Origin of the sequence: uncultured Mobiluncus sp. (assembly GCF_947087965.1) — a bacterium.
In the GTDB taxonomy this organism is placed as follows: Bacteria; Actinomycetota; Actinomycetes; order Actinomycetales; family Actinomycetaceae; genus Mobiluncus.
In genome coordinates, this window is the sequence record NZ_CAMUES010000006.1 from 1 (window position 1) to 16,739 (window position 16,739).

The 16,739-nt window shown below is 59.4% G+C and carries 17 protein-coding genes; 16 read left to right on the forward strand and 1 reads right to left on the reverse strand.

The features are described 5' to 3' along the window. From dprA to Q0V70_RS06915, 3 genes are all read left to right on the forward strand, one after another. Positions 1-1,261 (forward strand): DNA-processing protein DprA (gene dprA, locus Q0V70_RS06905; protein ID WP_297590031.1); only part of this gene is annotated, 1,261 nt, incomplete at its 5' end. Between the two features lie 9 nt (positions 1,262-1,270). After that, positions 1,271-2,242: a tyrosine recombinase XerC gene (locus tag Q0V70_RS06910; RefSeq protein ID WP_297590033.1), complete on the forward strand. Its 972-nt coding sequence runs from the start codon at positions 1,271-1,273 to the stop codon at positions 2,240-2,242. 189 nt (positions 2,243-2,431) lie between these two features. Beyond that, positions 2,432-3,169 (forward strand): DUF6318 family protein, encoded by a 738-nt coding sequence (locus tag Q0V70_RS06915; RefSeq protein WP_297590036.1) that lies wholly within the window; start codon positions 2,432-2,434, stop codon positions 3,167-3,169. Positions 3,170-3,201: 32 nt separating this feature from the next. On the opposite strand, the gene Q0V70_RS06920 is transcribed toward Q0V70_RS06915, so the two are convergent. Further along, entirely contained in the window at positions 3,202-3,768 is a 567-nt protein-coding gene (locus Q0V70_RS06920) for a M23 family metallopeptidase (protein WP_297590039.1), read from the reverse strand. A 368-nt stretch (positions 3,769-4,136) separates the two neighbouring features. On the opposite strand from Q0V70_RS06920, the gene rpsB reads away from it, so the two are divergent. The 13 genes from rpsB to obgE all read left to right on the forward strand — a co-directional run bounded on the left by rpsB (position 4,137) and on the right by obgE (position 16,605). Then, positions 4,137-4,979: a 30S ribosomal protein S2 gene (gene rpsB, locus Q0V70_RS06925; RefSeq protein WP_297590041.1), complete on the forward strand. Its 843-nt coding sequence runs from the start codon at positions 4,137-4,139 to the stop codon at positions 4,977-4,979. A gap of 77 nt (positions 4,980-5,056) precedes the next feature. Further along, complete coding sequence (gene tsf, locus Q0V70_RS06930) at positions 5,057-5,926, forward strand: translation elongation factor Ts (protein ID WP_297590043.1); 870 nt, start codon at positions 5,057-5,059, stop codon at positions 5,924-5,926. A 115-nt stretch (positions 5,927-6,041) separates the two neighbouring features. Then, positions 6,042-6,779 carry a UMP kinase gene (gene pyrH / locus Q0V70_RS06935; protein WP_297590046.1) on the forward strand — a complete coding sequence of 246 codons (738 nt, stop codon included), beginning with the start codon at positions 6,042-6,044 and terminating at the stop codon, positions 6,777-6,779. 62 nt (positions 6,780-6,841) lie between these two features. Continuing rightward, positions 6,842-7,399: a ribosome recycling factor gene (gene frr, locus Q0V70_RS06940; protein ID WP_282921290.1), complete on the forward strand. Its 558-nt coding sequence runs from the start codon at positions 6,842-6,844 to the stop codon at positions 7,397-7,399. A 46-nt stretch (positions 7,400-7,445) separates the two neighbouring features. Then, positions 7,446-8,486, forward strand: coding sequence for a phosphatidate cytidylyltransferase (locus Q0V70_RS06945; protein ID WP_297590049.1), 1,041 nt, complete (start codon positions 7,446-7,448; stop codon positions 8,484-8,486). Positions 8,487-8,529: 43 nt separating this feature from the next. Continuing rightward, positions 8,530-9,702: a 23S rRNA (adenine(2503)-C(2))-methyltransferase RlmN gene (gene rlmN / locus Q0V70_RS06950; RefSeq protein ID WP_297590054.1), complete on the forward strand. Its 1,173-nt coding sequence runs from the start codon at positions 8,530-8,532 to the stop codon at positions 9,700-9,702. A 64-nt stretch (positions 9,703-9,766) separates the two neighbouring features. Continuing rightward, complete coding sequence (locus tag Q0V70_RS06955) at positions 9,767-10,324, forward strand: DivIVA domain-containing protein (protein WP_297590057.1); 558 nt, start codon at positions 9,767-9,769, stop codon at positions 10,322-10,324. Between the two features lie 104 nt (positions 10,325-10,428). Next, on the forward strand, positions 10,429-11,643 hold the full coding sequence (dxr, locus tag Q0V70_RS06960; protein ID WP_297590060.1) for a 1-deoxy-D-xylulose-5-phosphate reductoisomerase: 1,215 nt from the start codon (positions 10,429-10,431) through the stop codon (positions 11,641-11,643). A gap of 24 nt (positions 11,644-11,667) precedes the next feature. Continuing rightward, complete coding sequence (locus Q0V70_RS06965) at positions 11,668-12,876, forward strand: RIP metalloprotease (protein ID WP_297590063.1); 1,209 nt, start codon at positions 11,668-11,670, stop codon at positions 12,874-12,876. A gap of 2 nt (positions 12,877-12,878) precedes the next feature. Beyond that, positions 12,879-14,306: an MATE family efflux transporter gene (locus Q0V70_RS06970; protein WP_297590361.1), complete on the forward strand. Its 1,428-nt coding sequence runs from the start codon at positions 12,879-12,881 to the stop codon at positions 14,304-14,306. Positions 14,307-14,381: 75 nt separating this feature from the next. Then, positions 14,382-14,690, forward strand: coding sequence for a 50S ribosomal protein L21 (rplU, locus tag Q0V70_RS06975; protein WP_295027688.1), 309 nt, complete (start codon positions 14,382-14,384; stop codon positions 14,688-14,690). A gap of 11 nt (positions 14,691-14,701) precedes the next feature. Then, positions 14,702-14,962, forward strand: a complete 261-nt coding sequence (gene rpmA, locus Q0V70_RS06980) for a 50S ribosomal protein L27 (RefSeq protein ID WP_004007117.1) — start codon at positions 14,702-14,704, stop codon at positions 14,960-14,962. Between the two features lie 101 nt (positions 14,963-15,063). After that, complete coding sequence (obgE, locus tag Q0V70_RS06985; RefSeq protein WP_282922638.1) at positions 15,064-16,605, forward strand: GTPase ObgE; 1,542 nt, start codon at positions 15,064-15,066, stop codon at positions 16,603-16,605. Positions 16,606-16,739 lie beyond the last annotated feature (134 nt).

Consider the following 16,739-nt stretch of genomic DNA (forward strand, 5'->3'; position numbering starts at 1 on the left):
ATCTGGACCGAGCCCGGAAGAACGCCGGGCTCGGGCAATCTGGACTGCTATCGCCCAGCCAGGAGAGCCCGTCGTAGGCCAGGTCATCGGGCATTTCGGGGTTATGGAAGCCTTGGAACGGGTGAAATTTTTGGCGGGCAGGCTGCCGGAAATCGATGACATGATGATTCGCACCGTGTTTCAACCCGTGAAACTTCCGGCATCAGTGGCGCAAATTGAGGGCTGGGCTTTGCGGCAGCGGGAACTCAACTTAGAGATGGAATATCAGCTGCTGAGCCGAGACGGCGGGACGCTGGTGGTGCCCGGTGACGCGGCTTGGCCGACGATGGCAGACGACCTGGGAATGGTGGCGCCGTTGGCGCTGTGGGTGCGGGGCAATCCGCGGGCTTTGCAGGCGCTGGCGTCAGAGGGGGCAGTAGCCCTGGTGGGGGCGCGCTGTGCGACCCACTACGGAACGGATATAGCCCAGGAAATCGCTTATGAACTGGGGGAGCGTGGTATCTGGGTCGTCAGTGGTGGAGCCTATGGGATCGACGCGGCCGCTCATCAAGGGGCGCTTGCCTCACGAGGCAAAACTATCAGTGTCCAGGCTGGTGGGTTGGGCGAGCTGTACCCGGCCATGAATGCGCGGCTGTTTTCCCAGATTCAGAAAACCGGGGCGATTGTCAGTGAAACCCCGCCCTCGCAGCGTCCCGCTAAACACCTGTTTTTGACCAGGAACCGCATCATTTCGGCTCTGTCCCAAGTTGTAGTAGTCGTTGAAGCCGGTGAGCGTTCCGGGGCGATGTCTACCGCCAATCATGGCGCAGAGCAGGGACGTCAGGTCGCCGCGATGCCCGGACCGGTCACCTCCACCGCTTCGGCAGGATGCCATCGACTGATTCGTGAAGGCGCTGCCCTGGTGACGAACGCGGAGGAAATCATGGAACTCATGTTTCCGCTGAACGCTCAGGAGCAAAAGGTGTTCGGTGCCGGGGTGGCCGCAAACAAAGCCGGTGCCGGAGCGGCAGCGTCTGCACCCCAGCGCAACTCTGCCGGACAAATCCCGGCGCCCTCGCTCTTTGCCGGATTGACCAGTGACGGCGTGAAAGTCATTGATTCCCTGTCGAAAACGGCGTGGAAATCCCTGGAGCAGGTCGCTCGTGCTGCTGGTTTGGGCACTCGCACGGTGCAAAGTGAGCTGGGGTTGATGGAGCTGGACGGCAAAGTTGAAACCCGCAACGGACGGTATCGCCTGGGGACGACAGCTATGGCCAGATAGAATCATGGGGTGAGTGAAAATCATCCAGCCGCGGACTTCGCCTCAGAAATCACCGCTGATTTTGGGCAATGGCTGAGCGTAAACCGGGGGCTTTCTCCGCAAACCGTGAGGGCCTATCTCACGGATTTGCGGGAGTTGATGACTTTCCTGGTCGACTCCGATTCCGAGGATGACCCCCGAGTGTCGCGGCTGCGTGCGGATTTGGCTAATCCTGCCCGGATTCGGGCGTGGCTTGGTTCGATGAGCCGCGCGGGGATGAGCCGCGCTACTCTGGCTCGCCGAGTCGCGTCCTTCCGCACTTTTGCATCATGGGCGCAGGTCCGCGGCATTGTCCGGGGCGATGCGGGGGAAAATTTGCGGGCAACGCGGCCGGATAATGCCCTGCCCACGGTTCTGTCGGCCGCGGATGCGGCGCACCTCTTGGAAACGGCTCGAGCCGCCGCTTATCGGGAAGACTCCGCTACCCCCGATTCGGTCAAACTGCGAGACTGGGCCGCATTGGAGCTACTTTATGCTACCGGCATTCGGGTCAGTGAGTTGACCGGGCTGGAACTAGCCAACATCAACAAAAGCCAGCGCACTATCCGGGTGACGGGAAAAGGCGACAAACAGCGGGTCGTCCCCTACGGCATTCCCGCGGGTCTGGCGCTGGAAGAGTACCTGGAAAAGGGCCGCCCCGCCCTGGTGAATCCAGAAAAACCGGCGCTGAACCGGGTATTTCTGGGAGCAAAAGGTGGGGCGTTGGATACGCGGATAGTCCGCGGCATGCTGCATCGCCTGACCGTGCAGGCGGGAGTACCGGACTTGGGACCACACGGGCTGCGTCACACCGCCGCTACCCACCTGTTGGACGGCGGCGCGGATTTGCGCAGCGTCCAGGAAATCCTGGGACACGCCAGCCTGGCCACAACCCAGCGCTATACGCACCTGTCGATGGATAAGCTCCGTGCGGTGTATTTGCAGGCGCATCCGCGGGCCTAAAGTCCCAATTTAAAAAAATCCCCAAAGATTTTCTAAAATATTGAAAAATCATGCCTTTGAGCTGGATGTATAGTTCCTGGGAATGTCTTGACAAAACTGGGAAAAAGCTGGATTGATTCTATGAATTTCCTACGATAACTCATACAATGTTTTATGGACTGTAGAGTATGGTGCCTCGAAAGGAGCGTCATGGTCGGGAAACTGCGGATTTTACAAGCATCGCTGGTGATGCTGTGCTCTGCTGCGGTCTTGACGGGATGCGGTACTGCGGTTGGTGCTTCTGGCACTGAGAGAACCGCCCGGGAAATGATGACCGCGGATATTCCTCTGGTCGAACCCGCCGCCCCTGAAACGACCCAAGACCCGATTCCCGGAGCACCGGCGCCGCGCTATACTGCGGCCACCGAAGGTAAACCTTCCCCCGCTGACCTACAGACCATTCCCGCTGATCAGTTGATGAAAGTGGCACCGTTTGACAAGCCGAAGTTTTTCCACGAGTTTTCCGTGGACGGCGCGGCCACAGTGGTGAAGTACTTTACCTACTCCATGTACTACAGCTTTGTGGCGAGCGATACCCATTTCGCCAACCAGGTTTACACCAATGCCTGCACGAAGTGCCAGGAGATGGCCCAGTGGTCCAATGCCTTCACAAAGAAGTACTCCCACGTGGAAACCGGGGTGCCGCGCACGGAAATCCTCGATGTTTCTGTCGGAAAGACCAAACAGAACCAGTCGGTTTTTTGGGTCGTGGCTCGCAATGAAGAACCCCCGATTATCGCTCGCTCCGAGAATGGCGAGACTCTGAAATACGATGCTCCTTCGAACACCGTATCCCAGTACCGGGTGGAGTACGTTCACGGCAGCAACCTGATTACCGGCATCTATAAAGCCCCGGCTCAATATTCATCGTCCCCCGCTGATAAGTAAGCGCTCGGCTTCGCTGGTTGTCGGCAACCCGTCTAGTGAACCGGGAACAGGCGAATCCTTCCCCCTAACAGACGCAAGGGGTCTACATAACCGTCCGGGCCGTCCTTGACCCCGAAATGCAGGCAGTCCCCACCGGAACAGTGTCCACCCAGCGCTGTCCCGATAGCTTGGCCCCGAGTCACGTCATCCCCGACCGCGACCGAAGGTTCTACCGGTTCGTAGGTGTAGCGCCGTCCGGTGGTGTCCTCGAGGGAAATCACCGGACGACCCGCTAAGTTACCGGCATAGAGCACCGTCGCGTCAGTCGCGGCAAAAACGGTTTGACCGGGGCTCACCCTGAGGTCGATACCGCGGTGTCCGGCCAGCCATTTTTGGGCCGGTGGGTCGAATTTGCGGGGAACTGCCGTCGGGTGACCTGTAGGCCAGTACAGGAAGTCGCGCAGACCTGACGTTTTTCCTGGTGAAAGGGCTGTTGGGGTCGCTGAACTGGCAACGGCGGGTAAGCCTCGGTCGGCGGTGATGCCGGCGGCTGGTGAAGCGGACACCCCGGTCAGGCTCAAGGTCAGGCAACAGCAAAGCGTGATGATAACTTTTCTCATGACTGCAGTGTGTCGCGAAAGGGAACACCCACACCAGAGAATAATTTTTTCCCTGTGGAAAACCCCTATTTGGCCCTGCTTGTGGATAAACCACAAAACCGCACCAGGTCGCGCCGAATTGGCTTTTTCAGAGGAAGTTTTGGTAAAGTTAACCCTTGCAGCTGCCCATGCAGCTGACTTCGCGTGTTCGCAATCGCGGCGCTGCCGGTTTTTCGTCAGCTTAGCCGTGATGAGCGCAATCCTCCAGGTCCCTGCGGGGTGGGGAAAGCGAGCGAACACCAGGCATTAACCGAAATTGGACGTAGACGTCCCCGGAGAGCTACGCGCGCCGGGGTAGCTGTGTCCCATAACTGAAAGAAGGACGCCACATGGCAGTCGTTACCATGCGCCAGCTTTTGGAAAGCGGCGTACATTTCGGGCATCAGACCCGTCGCTGGAACCCCAAGATGAAGCGGTTTATTTTGACCGACCGTTCCGGCATCTACATCCTCGACTTGCAGCAAACCATCGCTGACATCGATATTGCTTACGAATTCGTTAAGGAAACCGTGGCCCACGGTGGCACCATGCTGTTCGTTGGCACCAAGAAACAGGCTCAGGAGTCTATTCAGGAACAGGCCACCCGCGTGGGGATGCCTTACGTGAACGAACGTTGGCTGGGTGGCATGCTGACCAACTTCTCTACGGTACACAAGCGTTTGCAGCGTTTGAAGGAACTGGAACAGTATGACTTTGAGGACACTTCCGCTTCGGGGTTGACGAAGAAGGAACTGTTGATGATGCGCCGTGAAAAGGACAAGCTGGCCAAGACCTTGGGCGGCATCCGCGACATGGCAAAGACCCCTTCGGCTATCTGGGTCGTTGACACCAAGAAAGAACACCTGGCCATTGCCGAAGCCCAAAAGCTCGGGATTCCGGTCGTGGCCATCCTGGACACGAACTGCGACCCTGACGAAGTCGATTACGGCATTCCCGGCAACGACGACGCGATTCGCGCGGTCGATTTGCTGACCAAGGTAATCGCTGACGCTTGCGCGGAGGGCCTGGTGGCTCGCTCCAAGAAGCAACTGGGCGAGAACCCGGAAAGCGCCGAACCGATGGCTGAGTGGGAACGGGAACTGCTGGCCGGCGATAACGCGAACACGCCGGCGGAGGAAAAGCCTGCTGAACCCGCCGCCGAGGGCGAGAAAGCCGACGAAAAGGCCGAGTAATCGGCTGCACTGGAGCGGGAAACAATAGGTTCCGCGCTCTGCCCTAAAAAGATTCGGGAATATGAGATTCCCGGTGCATGAAACTTGCTCTGAAACTGGAGGAAAAATTGGCTAAATACAGTATGCAAGACCTGAAGGATCTGCGCGAAGAAACCGGCGCGGGTCTGGCTGACGTTAAGAAAGCCCTGGAAGAAGCGAACGGCGACCGCGAGGAAGCCTTGAAGATTATTCGGGTCAAGGGCCTGAAGTCCCTTTCGAAGCGGGAAGGCCGCTCCGCGGGCGCCGGCTTGATTGCCGCGAAAGTTACCGACACCAAGGCTGGCCAGCGCGGCACCATGGTTGAGGTCAACGCGGAAACCGACTTCGTGGTCAAGACCGACAAATTCATCGCGATGGCGGACAAGATTCTGGACGCCGCCGCTTTATCCGGTGCGGCTAACGTAGAGGAACTTTTGGCTGCCAAGTCTGCTGACGGCACCGTCAAGGATACCTTGGACGCGGTCGCGGCAATCATCGGCGAGAAACTGGAAGTCGGCAACGTGCGTCAGGTCGAGGGCGAAGCCGTCGATGTCTACCTGCATCGTTCTTCCCAGGACCTGCCTCCGACCGTTGGCGTGCTGGTGGCTACCGACAAGGCGGGTGCCGAAGTTGCTCACGATGTCGCGATGCACATCGCGGCCTACAGCCCGGAGTACCTCAGCTGCGAGGATGTTCCTGCCGAGGAAGTCGAAAAGGAACGCGCCACGCTGACCGAAACCACCAAGGCTGAAGGCAAGCCGGAAGCTGCTGTCGCCAAGATTGTGGAAGGCCGGATGAAGGGCTTTTACAAGGACTGCGTGCTGCTCGAACAGCCCTTTGCCAAGGATCCCAAGACCACGGTCGGCAAGATTGTGGAAGCCTCCAAGGGCAAGGTCACCGCTTTTGCGCGTTTGCAGGCTGGCGAGTAAACCCGGAAAGGGTTTAGCAACCATTTGAACTAAGCAAATGCCCCAGGGTCGATGAAGGCTTTGGGGCATTTGCGTATAATGTCTAAGGATGTAGGTCTTTCAAGGGAGAAGATAAATGAGCGACGACGGCTCAGTAGCCACCGGTAAACGCCGGGTTTTGATGAAACTGTCCGGTGAAGTCTTTGGCGGCGGTCAAGTGGGGCTCGACCCCGATGTGGTTTCCGATATTGCTCAGCAGGTCGCCGCGGCGGTGACGCAGGGAGTACAGGTTGCCATCGTGGTTGGCGGCGGGAACTTCTTTCGCGGTGCGGAGCTGAGCCAGCGTGGCTTGGACCGCGCTCGGGCAGACTATATGGGGATGTTGGGTACCGTCATGAACGCCCTGGCCCTGCAGGATTTCTTGGAACAGGCCGGAGTACGCACCCGGGTACAGTCCGCCATCACGATGACCCAGGTCGCCGAGCCGTATGTGCCCTTGCGAGCCATTCGTCACCTCGAAAAAGGGCGTGTGGTCGTGTTCGGGGCGGGTGCAGGGATGCCGTACTTCTCGACCGACACCGTTAGCGCACAGCGCGCCCTAGAAACTCACTGCCAGGAACTGCTGGTGGGCAAGAACGGGGTGGACGGGGTGTACACCGACGATCCGCGCCAGAACCCTCAGGCTGTAAAACTCGATGAGGTCAGCTATGAGAAAGCGCTGCACGATGGGCTGAAAGTCGTGGATGCGGCCGCTTTCTCCTTGTGTTCGGAAAACAAGCTGAAGATGCGCGTATTCGGCATGACCCAGCCGGGCAACGTCACCAGAGCGTTGCTGGGCGAAAACATCGGTACCGTGCTGTACAACGAAAAGTGATTGAAACGAAGAAAACCCACCGGGGAACCTGTGGAGAAAGCTAAGGAACAAAGGAGAAACCCTTGATTGAAGACACCCTCAAATCCGCCAAGAGCATGATGGCAAAAGCCTTGAGCGCCACCCAAGATGAATTCGCCGCCATCCGTACCGGTCGAGCCAACACCGCCATGTTTGACGGCATTATGGTCGACTACTATGGCGCCCCGACCCCGCTAAAGCAGCTCGCTTCCTTTAACATTCCCGAAGCGCGCACCGTCATCGTCCAGCCTTTTGACAAGTCCGCTTCACAAGACATCATTCGCGCTATTGCGGAAGCCGACTTGGGCGTGAACCCCACTGACGACGGCAAAACGATACGCATCGTCCTGCCCGCCCTGACGGAGGAACGCCGCAAGGAATACGTTAAGATGGCGAAAACCAAAGCCGAGGAGGGCCGCCAATCCGTGCGTTCGCTGCGCCGCAAAGCCAAGGACGAATTCGAAACCATGCTAAAGAACAAGGAACTCGGCGAGGACGAAATCAAACGCGGTGAAAAGGAACTCGATTCCATTACGAAGAAGTTCACCGATGAGATTGACCAGCTGCTGGCTGCCAAAGAATCAGAGTTGATGACTATCTAGGCCTTGCCAGCCCGTTATTACCCGTTTATTACCTGGGTTTTAGAGCATGGTTGATACTGAAGATTTCCAGCAGCCGCAATCTGTTGAGCCTGCGGCATCTCCGGCGACTGAGGACACCGGAGTGCATCCGGTGACCCGGCCCAGCCGCAGGGAAAACCGCGCCGCACAGCAGCGCCGGAGACCGCGCTTGGGCATGCCTTCCGCGAAATCCGCGAAAAAGGAGCCTAAACCCGGGCAATCCGCGCCCGACAAACCTCAGAAGGCCGGCCGCAACCTGGTAGCGGCCACCGGGGTCGGGGCGGGACTGCTGGCGGCGTATGGACTGACCCTATTCCTGGTGAAGCCCCTGTTCGCGGCCTTGTGCGTGGTGACGATTGTGGCTTGCCTCATCGAGTTTCGCCACGCCATCCGGTTTACGGATCGGCATTTGGGCATGCCGATTGTCGTCATCGGGGGAATCGGGATTTTCATCTGTGCTTGGCAGGTCGGATTGGAGGCCATGCTGACCGCAACTTTCCTGACGGTGGCGGCCGCCCTGTTGTGGCAGTTGGCGGGTCCTTACCGCGGTGAAGATGCGCTCAAGAACGTGACTGTCAGCACTCTGACCGTGGCTTATATTCCGTTCTTGGGGTCTTTCCTGGCTTTGTTGGCGGTGGAGTGCGGAGCCCCCGCCACCGCGGTTTTCGTTTTATCCGTCACGTTGGGTTCGGATACCGGGGGCTATTTCTGCGGGCGATTCCTGGGACGCCACCACATGACACCGTCCATTTCCCCGCGCAAGACCTGGGAAGGGTTTGCAGGTTCGGTCCTGTTTGCTGTTATCGTGTCCGTGGCAGGCACGTTCTGGATTGGGATTCCGTGGTTTTACGGGATTATTTTGGGTGTTTTCATGGCGGTAGTGGGGACTCTGGGCGATTTGAGCGAATCGTTGTTGAAACGGGAACTCGGCATTAAAGATATGGGTCACCTGTTGCCGGGGCACGGCGGGCTGCTGGATCGGATGGATTCTATCCTGATGACAGCGCCGGTGGCCTATATCGTGTTGAAGTTCGCTATCTTTTCCCAACAAGCCCCGGTGATGTCCTAGACCCCGCTCGGGAAGTTCCGGGAAAACCGTTAAACTTAAACCTATGGAGAGACAGGTTCTGCCCCACGAACAACCGCCGTTGGGGGCCACACACGCGGAGGCTACGGCAGAACTCAACTTTCGAGCGCAGGCTCGCGGCAAACCGCCGCAGCATTTCGCCGACTTCGACCCGCAGCAGCGCCGTGAGGCGGTAGCCGCGGCGGGAATGCGCCCGTTTCGGGCTGACCAGGTGGCGCGCCACTATTTTGGGCGCTTCGAAGCCGAGCCCTCCCAGATGACAGACCTGGGCCAGACCGACCAGGAACGGGCTCGCGGTCTGCTGCCTGAGCTGATTACCCCGGTCGTGACCCAAGTTGCTGATAAGGGCTGGACTCGCAAAACTCTGTGGCGGCTATTCGATGGCGCCCAAGTGGAATCCGTCCTGATGCGCTACCCGAAACGCGTCACCTTGTGCGTATCCTCACAGGTCGGCTGCGGGATGGGCTGCCCGTTTTGCGCGACCGGCCAGCTTGGCTTGACCCGAAATCTCTCGGCGGCGGAAATCTTGGAACAGGTCCGGCTCGCCGCTAAGGCCGCCCAAGACGGGGAACTCGGCAGTCCGGCGCGGCTGTCTAACCTGGTGTTTATGGGGATGGGTGAGCCGCTGGCCAACTACAAGTCCCTGCTGCACACGATTCGAACCCTCACCGCCGAAGTCCCGCAAGGTTTTGGGATTTCGGCCCGCAACCTGGTCGTTTCCACCGTCGGGCTGGTGCCGGGAATTCGCAAGCTGACTCAGGAAGGGCTGCCGGTCACTCTGGCCGTGTCCCTGCACGCACCTGACGACGAATTGCGCAACGAACTGATACCCATGAACCGGCGCTACCAGGTCGACGAACTGTTGGACACCGCTTATGCGTATTTCCAAGCGACCGGGCGGCGTGTTTCTATCGAATACGCCCTGATTAGAGACATGAACGACCATCCGTGGCGAGCCCGGCTGTTAGCGGATAAACTCAATGAACGGGGTAAAACTTGGGCGCATGTGAACCCGATTCCGCTCAATCCCACGCCGGGGAGTATCTGGGATGCGTCCCTGCCGCGTGTCATGGACGAATTCATAGAGATTTTGCGGCAAGCTGGAATCAGCACTACGTTGCGGGATACGCGCGGCTCGGATATTGACGGGGCCTGCGGGCAGCTTGCGGCGAAAGCGAAACAGCCTCCCGCGGCTTAGAGGAAACTCAGGAAGCGTGCGGAAAACTGTTGAGAGTACAGAGAAACAAGGAAAGGGCCGGGACGTGAGCGACACGACGTTTCGCACCGCTAAACTCCTGGGCAAGGGCTACGACCGCAACCAGGTCGACAAGTTCTTGGCCAAGGCACGTTCGGCATACGAAGGCAACGGTGGACCAGCAAATTTCGGGGCGGCGCAGGTGCGGGCCCAGGGATTCAACGTGGTGCGCGGGGGATATAACTTTGTGGAAGTCGACGCGGCGATGGATCGGCTGGAATCGGCTTTTGTGGCGCGGGCGCGGGCTGACCATATCGCGGTGAACGGGCAAAAGGCCTGGATGTCGCTGGTGGCGGAACAGGCCACGACTCTCTATCCGCGGCTGTTGCGTCCGGCAGGAAAACGATTTGCCCACCCCCAAGGGCGCCAGCGCGGCTACCGGATTGAGGACGTGGACGCGCTGCTGGACCGATTAGTGGCGTATTTTGACGAAAACAAGCCTCTGACCAGCAAAGAGATTCGTGACACGGTGTTTGCCGAGGCAAAGGGAGCCCGAGCCTACCTGGAAGGCCCGGTGGACGCATACCTGGCTCGCGCGGTCGAAGTGCTGCTAGCAGTCGAGTGATTGTCCCTTTCACAAGGGAGTTGGGGCGGCTTTCTCCATCCCCTGGTGGGGGTTGTTGGTCGCTGTAAATGAGCGAAACCTAAACTTGCCGTTAGAATGAACGGGTGCAAGATATTGTAATTTTGGGTTCTACCGGCTCGATTGGAACCCAGGCTTTGGACATCGTTCGCGCCCATCCCGGACACTTCCGGGTGCAGGGCTTGGCTGCCTCCGGGCGGCATCTGGATGTGTTGGCGCGTCAAGCCGTTGAATTTGAAGTCCCCATGGTGGCCGTGGCGAACAGCTCCGTGGCGGAGCTGGACGAGGCAATCCGCGAGGCAGAGATACACTTGGGCCAACCGCGAGCCAGCCATAACCTGTTGACCGGTCCGGCCGGAGTCGAGGCGGCTGCCGGATTTGTGCCCCAGGGCATAGTTTTGAACGCCATCGCGGGGATTTCCGGCCTGCACGCGACACTGCGGGCGTTAGACTCCGGGGCGCGCCTGGCCCTGGCAAACAAAGAATCCCTGGTCATTGGCGGCTCCTTGGTGCGGGACGCTTTGCGGTGGCCGGGCCAAATCGTGCCGGTTGACTCCGAACACAGCGCTATTTGGCAGGCGTTGCGCTCGGGCAAACACGAACGCGGCTTGTGCTCTCCGACCGTCACCGGCTACAGCGAGGTGGAACGCCTCATTCTGACCGCTAGCGGTGGTCCGTTCCGTTCGAAAACCCGCGCGGAACAGGAAAACGTTACGGTAGAACAAGCCTTGAACCACCCGACTTGGGACATGGGTCCGCTGGTGACCGTCAACTCAGCCACCATGTTTAACAAGGGGCTGGAAGTCATCGAGGCTTCGCTGCTGTTCGACATTGAACCGAAAGACATCGACGTCGTGGTGCACCCCGGATCGATTGTGCATTCCATGGTGCAGTTCCGGGACGGCGCGACCCTGCTCCAGGCCTCCCCGCCCGATATGCGCATTCCGATTGCCCTGGGACTGTCCGCCCCCAACCGGCTGCGCGAGGTAGCCCCCGCTTGTGACTGGAGCAGTGCCGCAACCTGGCAGTTCGAGCCGCTCAACGAGTCAATCTTCCCGGCGGTCAGCCTGGCTCGGCACGCCATTTCCGCCTCCGACACCCACCCCGCGGTCCTGGCCAGCGCGGACGAAATCGCCGTCAACGCCTTCTTGGACGGCCGTCTGCCCTTCCTGGGTATCTATGACGTGGTGCAACAGGTCGTCAGCGAACACCACGGGGTGTCCAACCCGGACCTGTCCGTGCTGGAAGGCATCCTGGAATGGGCCAAACAGCGAGCCGCCGAGCTCATCGAGAACCGCTAAACGCCGCACCGGAACCGCCCTGTCATGGATTATTTCACTGGAATCATTGCCCTCGTGCTGGGTTTGCTGGTGTCGATTGCCCTGCACGAGCTGGGCCACCTGATACCTGCAAAACGCTTCGACATCCTCTGTACCCAGTATTTCATTGGGTTCGGACCAAAGATATTTTCGCGCCAAATCGGGGAAACCGAAGTCGGAATGAAGTGGGTGCTGCTGGGCGGCTACGTGAGAATGGTCGGCATGTACGCTCCGGGGCATCCGGGGCGGCGCACGAAAAACCGCAAAGGCGAACTGACCGCGGCCGAGGAGGCCCGGATTGCCTCGAACGAAGAGATTCCGCCCGGCCAGGAACACCGGGCGTTTTACGCTAAACCCATTTGGCAGCGCCTCATAGTGATGGTCAGCGGCACTTTGGTGAATCTGGCCTTGAGCTTCCTGTGCGTGCTGGTGGCGTTGAGCGCGATTGGTTACGAGTTGCCGACCCGTGAAGTCGCCACGGTCTCGCCGGACTCTCCCGCGGCCGCGGCGGGGGTGACACCTGGCGATGTTATCACCGCCTGGAACGGTAAAGCCGTTGCGACCTGGGACGAAGTCATCAGCCAAGTGGCGGTGAGCCCTGCTGGGAAACCTGCCTCTCTTACGGTTCGGCGTGACGGCAATACCCAGACTATCCAGGTGACCCCGCAAACTATGGAAGGGGGGAAACGCTCGGTTATCGGCGTTATTGCCGTCACCGAACGCCACCACGCCAGCCTGGGGGAAGTCGCCAAATATGAATGGGAAATCGGGAAAGGCACCGCGAAAATCCTGCTGGCCCTGCCCGTGAAACTGTGGCAAACCACCATCGGGTTGTTCCAGCCGGATCAGCCGCGGGACCCGAACTCGGTGATGGGAATCGTGGGAATGGGGCAGGTCGCGGGTTCTATCGCTGCCAGTGATTCTGTCGGCTACGGTATCCTGGAAAAGTTGCGGTCTTTCCTGCTGTTGTTCGGCTCGTTGAACATGACCCTGTTCATGTTCAACCTGATTCCGCTGATGCCCCTCGATGGCGGGCAAGCCGCGGGCGCGATTTATGAGGGCATCCGCAAGCGGGTGCGCCGCGCGCGGGGCCTCGACGACGGTGGGCCGGTCGATTTGGCGGCAATGTTGCCGGTGACAGCCACGGTGGTTATCGCTTTCATCGCCATGACGGTGCTGCTGATTGTGGCCGATATTTTGAAGCCGGTACTGTGAACATGAAACCGGGGGACACCATGCCGGCTGAAAATCGACCTTCTGAATCGGGGAACCGACCTTCTGAATCGGAGGCACAACGCGTTGAACCGGAAAACCAACCCCTGAATCGGCGGATTTTGTCGCTCGCCGTGCCTTCCCTGGGGTCGCTGCTGGCTGAACCGCTCATGGTGATAGCGGATTCTGCCATGATTGGGCACGTGGGAACGACCGAGCTGGCCGGCTTAACCGTCGGTTCGTCGGTCAACGTGTTCTTGGTGGGGATTTGTATTTTCCTGGTCTACACCACGACCGCAGTGGCCTCACGCCAGTTGGGTGCGGGGGACCGGCACGGTGCGGTCAAGACCGGGGTGGACGGAGCTTGGCTGGGGCTGCTGGTGGGAGTGGTGCTGGCAGTAGTCCTGTGGGTCGGGGCGCTGCCGATTGTTTCGCTATTTGGGGCCTCCGCGGCGGTTAATGTCCAAGGAGCGGCGTATCTGCGGGCGGCGGCACCCTCGATGTTGGGAATGATGCTGGTACTGGCGGGAACCGGGGCCATGCGCGGGGTGTTGGACGCCAAGACTCCACTGGTGATTTCGGTCACCGGAGCCATCGCGAACGTGGCTTTCAACGCCGCGTTTATCTATGGTTTCAACCTGGGAGTCACCGGGGCGGGCATCGGCACTTCCATCGCCGGTATCGGCATGGGGGCGGCATTTGCGCTGAAAATTATGGCCGGAGCTCGGCGCGCCAAAGTCGCGCTGTATCCCGAGTTCCGAGCGATTTTCGCGGCTCTGGCCGGGGGCGTGCCCCTAATGATTCGCACCCTCACCATGCAGATTGTCATCCTCGGCACCCTGTGGGTGGCGGCCTCCCAAGGAGAAGTCGCCATTGCCGGGCGTCAGATTGCGGCCAACACCTGGACTCTCGGGGCAAACCTGCACGATTCTCTGGCTATCGCGGTGCAGGCACTCATTGGTTTCGAGTTGGGGCGAGCTGACCGCCAGGCGGTGCGCGACCTGATTCGCCGAGTGACACTGTGGGGACTGGGGCTGGGAGTCGTGCTGGGATTGAGCATCGCGGTACTGGCTTCGCTGTGGCCGCGGATATTTTCCAGCGACCCCGAAGTGCTGGCTGCGGCTGCTTTGGCACTGCTGGTGTCGGCGTTCTTTCAACCGCTGGCCGGGGTGGTGTTCGTGTTTGACGGGGTCTTGATTGGTGCCAACGACACGTGGTATTTGGCTCTGGCGGGCCTGATTAACCTAGGTGTTTATATCCCGGCTCTGGTGCTGGTGTGGCGTTTCGCGCCTGGCGGAATCCTGGGACTGGCCTGGCTGTGGGGGTGTTATTGCGGGGTGTTTTTCCTGGCGCGCCTGGCCACGTTGAGCTGGCGTATCCGCCAAGACCGGTGGATGAAACTTGATTTTGCAAAAACAGGTGAAATCCGGTAATTTAGAACTTCGGTGCTTCTTGCGGTTCGTGAGGGCACAGTTGGACGAAAGACATTCAGAAAAGCGAGTTTCGACGTGGTATATGCAATCGTTAAGGCCGGCGGTCGACAGGAGAAAGTCTCTGTCGGTGAAGAGCTGCTGGTGGAAAAGGTAGACAAGGCAGTGGGAGAGACGATTGAGCTGCCTGCGATTCTGTTGGTGGACGGCGCCAAGGTAACGTCCCAGGCTGCTGACGTGGCAAAGGTTAAGGTCAGCGCGGAGGTACTGGGCGCGGCCAAGGGTCCCAAGATTTCCATTGTCAAGTACAAGAACAAGACTGGTTATCGGAAGCGTCAAGGTCACCGTCAGCCGCTGACCCGCATTAAGATAACTTCCATTAAGTAAGGGGTGTAACAATGGCACATAAGAAAGGTCTCGGTTCTTCCCACAACGGTCGTGATTCGAACGCGCAACGCCTGGGCGTCAAGCGTTTCGGCGGTCAGCTGGTTAACGCTGGTGAAATTTTGGTACGCCAGCGCGGCACCCACTACCACCCCGGCTTTAACGTGGGCATCGGCAAGGACGATACTCTGTTCGCACTTAAGACCGGCGAAGTAGAGTTCGGTCGTCATCGCGATCGCCGTATCGTGAGCATTAAGGAAGTCGCCAACGCCTAAATGTTGGCAGTGACTACTTTCGTGAGGGGGCTCGTTCGAGCCCTCTTGCTGTTTAACGTAACGATGGCTCTGTGAGGGAGCTAGGGGAGGCAGTAGCTCAAATGGTCAGCTTCGTGGATTATGTGAAAATTTTTGCCCAAGCCGGGGCTGGCGGCAACGGCTGCGCCTCCATTCGCCGCGAAAAATACAAGCCGTTAGCGGGCCCGGACGGCGGGGCTGGCGGCCACGGCGGGTCGGTCATTCTGCGCGTCAACCCGCAAGAAACGACCCTGTTGCCCTTCCATCATCGCCCGCACGTGAAAGCGGAGAGCGGTCAAGCGGGGATGGGCGACTATCGCGATGGACGTCGCGGTGAGGATCTGTTCCTCGATGTTCCTCAAGGTACGGTCGTCACCAGTGAGGATGGCGAGTTTCTGGCGGACTTAGACGCCCCGGATGCCCAGTTGGTCATCGCGCGCGGCGGGGTGGGAGGCATGGGCAACTACGGCCTGGCCTCCGCGAAACGCAAGGCACCGGGCTTTGCCCTGTTGGGAGAACCTGGTGAAGAACGTACCGTCATTCTGGAACTGAAGTCGATGGCTGACGTGGCGCTGGTGGGATACCCTTCGGCGGGCAAATCTTCGCTGATAGCGGCCATGAGCGCGGCGCGCCCCAAGATTGCCGACTACCCTTTCACGACCCTGGTGCCGAACCTGGCGGTGGTGGATAATCCGGTGGCGCGCTACACCGTGGCGGACGTGCCCGGATTGATTCCCGGTGCTGCCTCGGGCAAAGGTCTGGGGCTGGATTTCTTGCGTCATATCGAACGTTGCTGCGTGATTGCCCACGTGGTGGACTTGGCGGCGTGGGATCCGGAACGTGAACCGCTGGCCGACATTAAGACTTTGGAACGTGAACTCGCTCACTACGCGAAATCCCTGGACCGCTACCGTCCCGGGAGGGACTTCTTGCCACCCCTGATGGAACGCCAACGCGCCATTATTCTCAACAAAATCGATGTCCCGGACGGGCGAGACATGGCCGCCCTGATGGAAACCGAGATTGCGAAACTCGGCTGGCCGGTCTTTACAGTTTCCGCGACTACTCACGAAGGGTTGAAAGAACTCGCTTTTGGGCTGGCCGAAATGGTCCAAGAATACCGTTCCCAACTGCCCGAGGACGACAGCGAGCGACCCGTGTTGCGCCCGCAGCCGAAATCAGCGCGCCCCGCCAAGACCTACACCATTGAGACGACCACGATTGAGGGCGAGCCGGGATTCTCTATCCGTGGCGAACAGGTGGAGCGCTGGGTGAAACAGACTGACTTCACTAACGATGAAGCGGTCGGTTACCTGGCCGACCGCCTGGCAAACGTGGGAGTTGAGGACGACCTGCTGAAAGCCGGGGCTCACGCGGGGGATACCGTCGTGATTGGCGACCCCGAAACGGGTGTTGTTTTTGACTGGGAGCCGACCCTGCAAGCCGGAGCGGAACTGCTGGGCGCGCGCGGCACGGACTCGCGACTCTACGAAAACACCCGCCGCACCAACCAGCAGCGCCGTATCGACTACCACGCCTGGATGGATGCCAAGAAACGTGCTCGGGAAGAACTGGACGCAGAGCGCGAGTCTGGCCTGTGGAATGACCCCGGGGAAACCGAATAGAACCGGGATGCGGGTCGCTGTCCGACTACAGAATTCCTTGCCATTTTCAGAAATCACTCAGGTCCGGGCGGGTATAATTTCATAAAAGGAAGTTTTGTGTGCTCATAATGGGCGGCAAAGGGATAGGAAAGGCT

Bases quoted from the DNA above. Each gene is read 5' to 3' on its own strand.
- rlmN (WP_297590054.1), top strand. From the start codon at position 8,530: ATGGAGAGACAGGTTCTGCCCCACGAACAACCGCCGTTGGGGGCCACA.
- obgE (WP_282922638.1), top strand. From the start codon at position 15,064: ATGGTCAGCTTCGTGGATTATGTGAAAATTTTTGCCCAAGCCGGGGCT.
- tsf (WP_297590043.1), top strand. From the start codon at position 5,057: ATGAAACTTGCTCTGAAACTGGAGGAAAAATTGGCTAAATACAGTATG.
- rpsB (WP_297590041.1), top strand. From the start codon at position 4,137: ATGGCAGTCGTTACCATGCGCCAGCTTTTGGAAAGCGGCGTACATTTC.
- Q0V70_RS06920 (WP_297590039.1), bottom strand. From the start codon at position 3,768: ATGAGAAAAGTTATCATCACGCTTTGCTGTTGCCTGACCTTGAGCCTG.
- rpmA (WP_004007117.1), top strand. From the start codon at position 14,702: ATGGCACATAAGAAAGGTCTCGGTTCTTCCCACAACGGTCGTGATTCG.
- Q0V70_RS06915 (WP_297590036.1), top strand. From the start codon at position 2,432: ATGGTCGGGAAACTGCGGATTTTACAAGCATCGCTGGTGATGCTGTGC.
- pyrH (WP_297590046.1), top strand. From the start codon at position 6,042: ATGAGCGACGACGGCTCAGTAGCCACCGGTAAACGCCGGGTTTTGATG.
- Q0V70_RS06965 (WP_297590063.1), top strand. From the start codon at position 11,668: ATGGATTATTTCACTGGAATCATTGCCCTCGTGCTGGGTTTGCTGGTG.
- Q0V70_RS06945 (WP_297590049.1), top strand. From the start codon at position 7,446: ATGGTTGATACTGAAGATTTCCAGCAGCCGCAATCTGTTGAGCCTGCG.
- Q0V70_RS06970 (WP_297590361.1), top strand. From the start codon at position 12,879: ATGAAACCGGGGGACACCATGCCGGCTGAAAATCGACCTTCTGAATCG.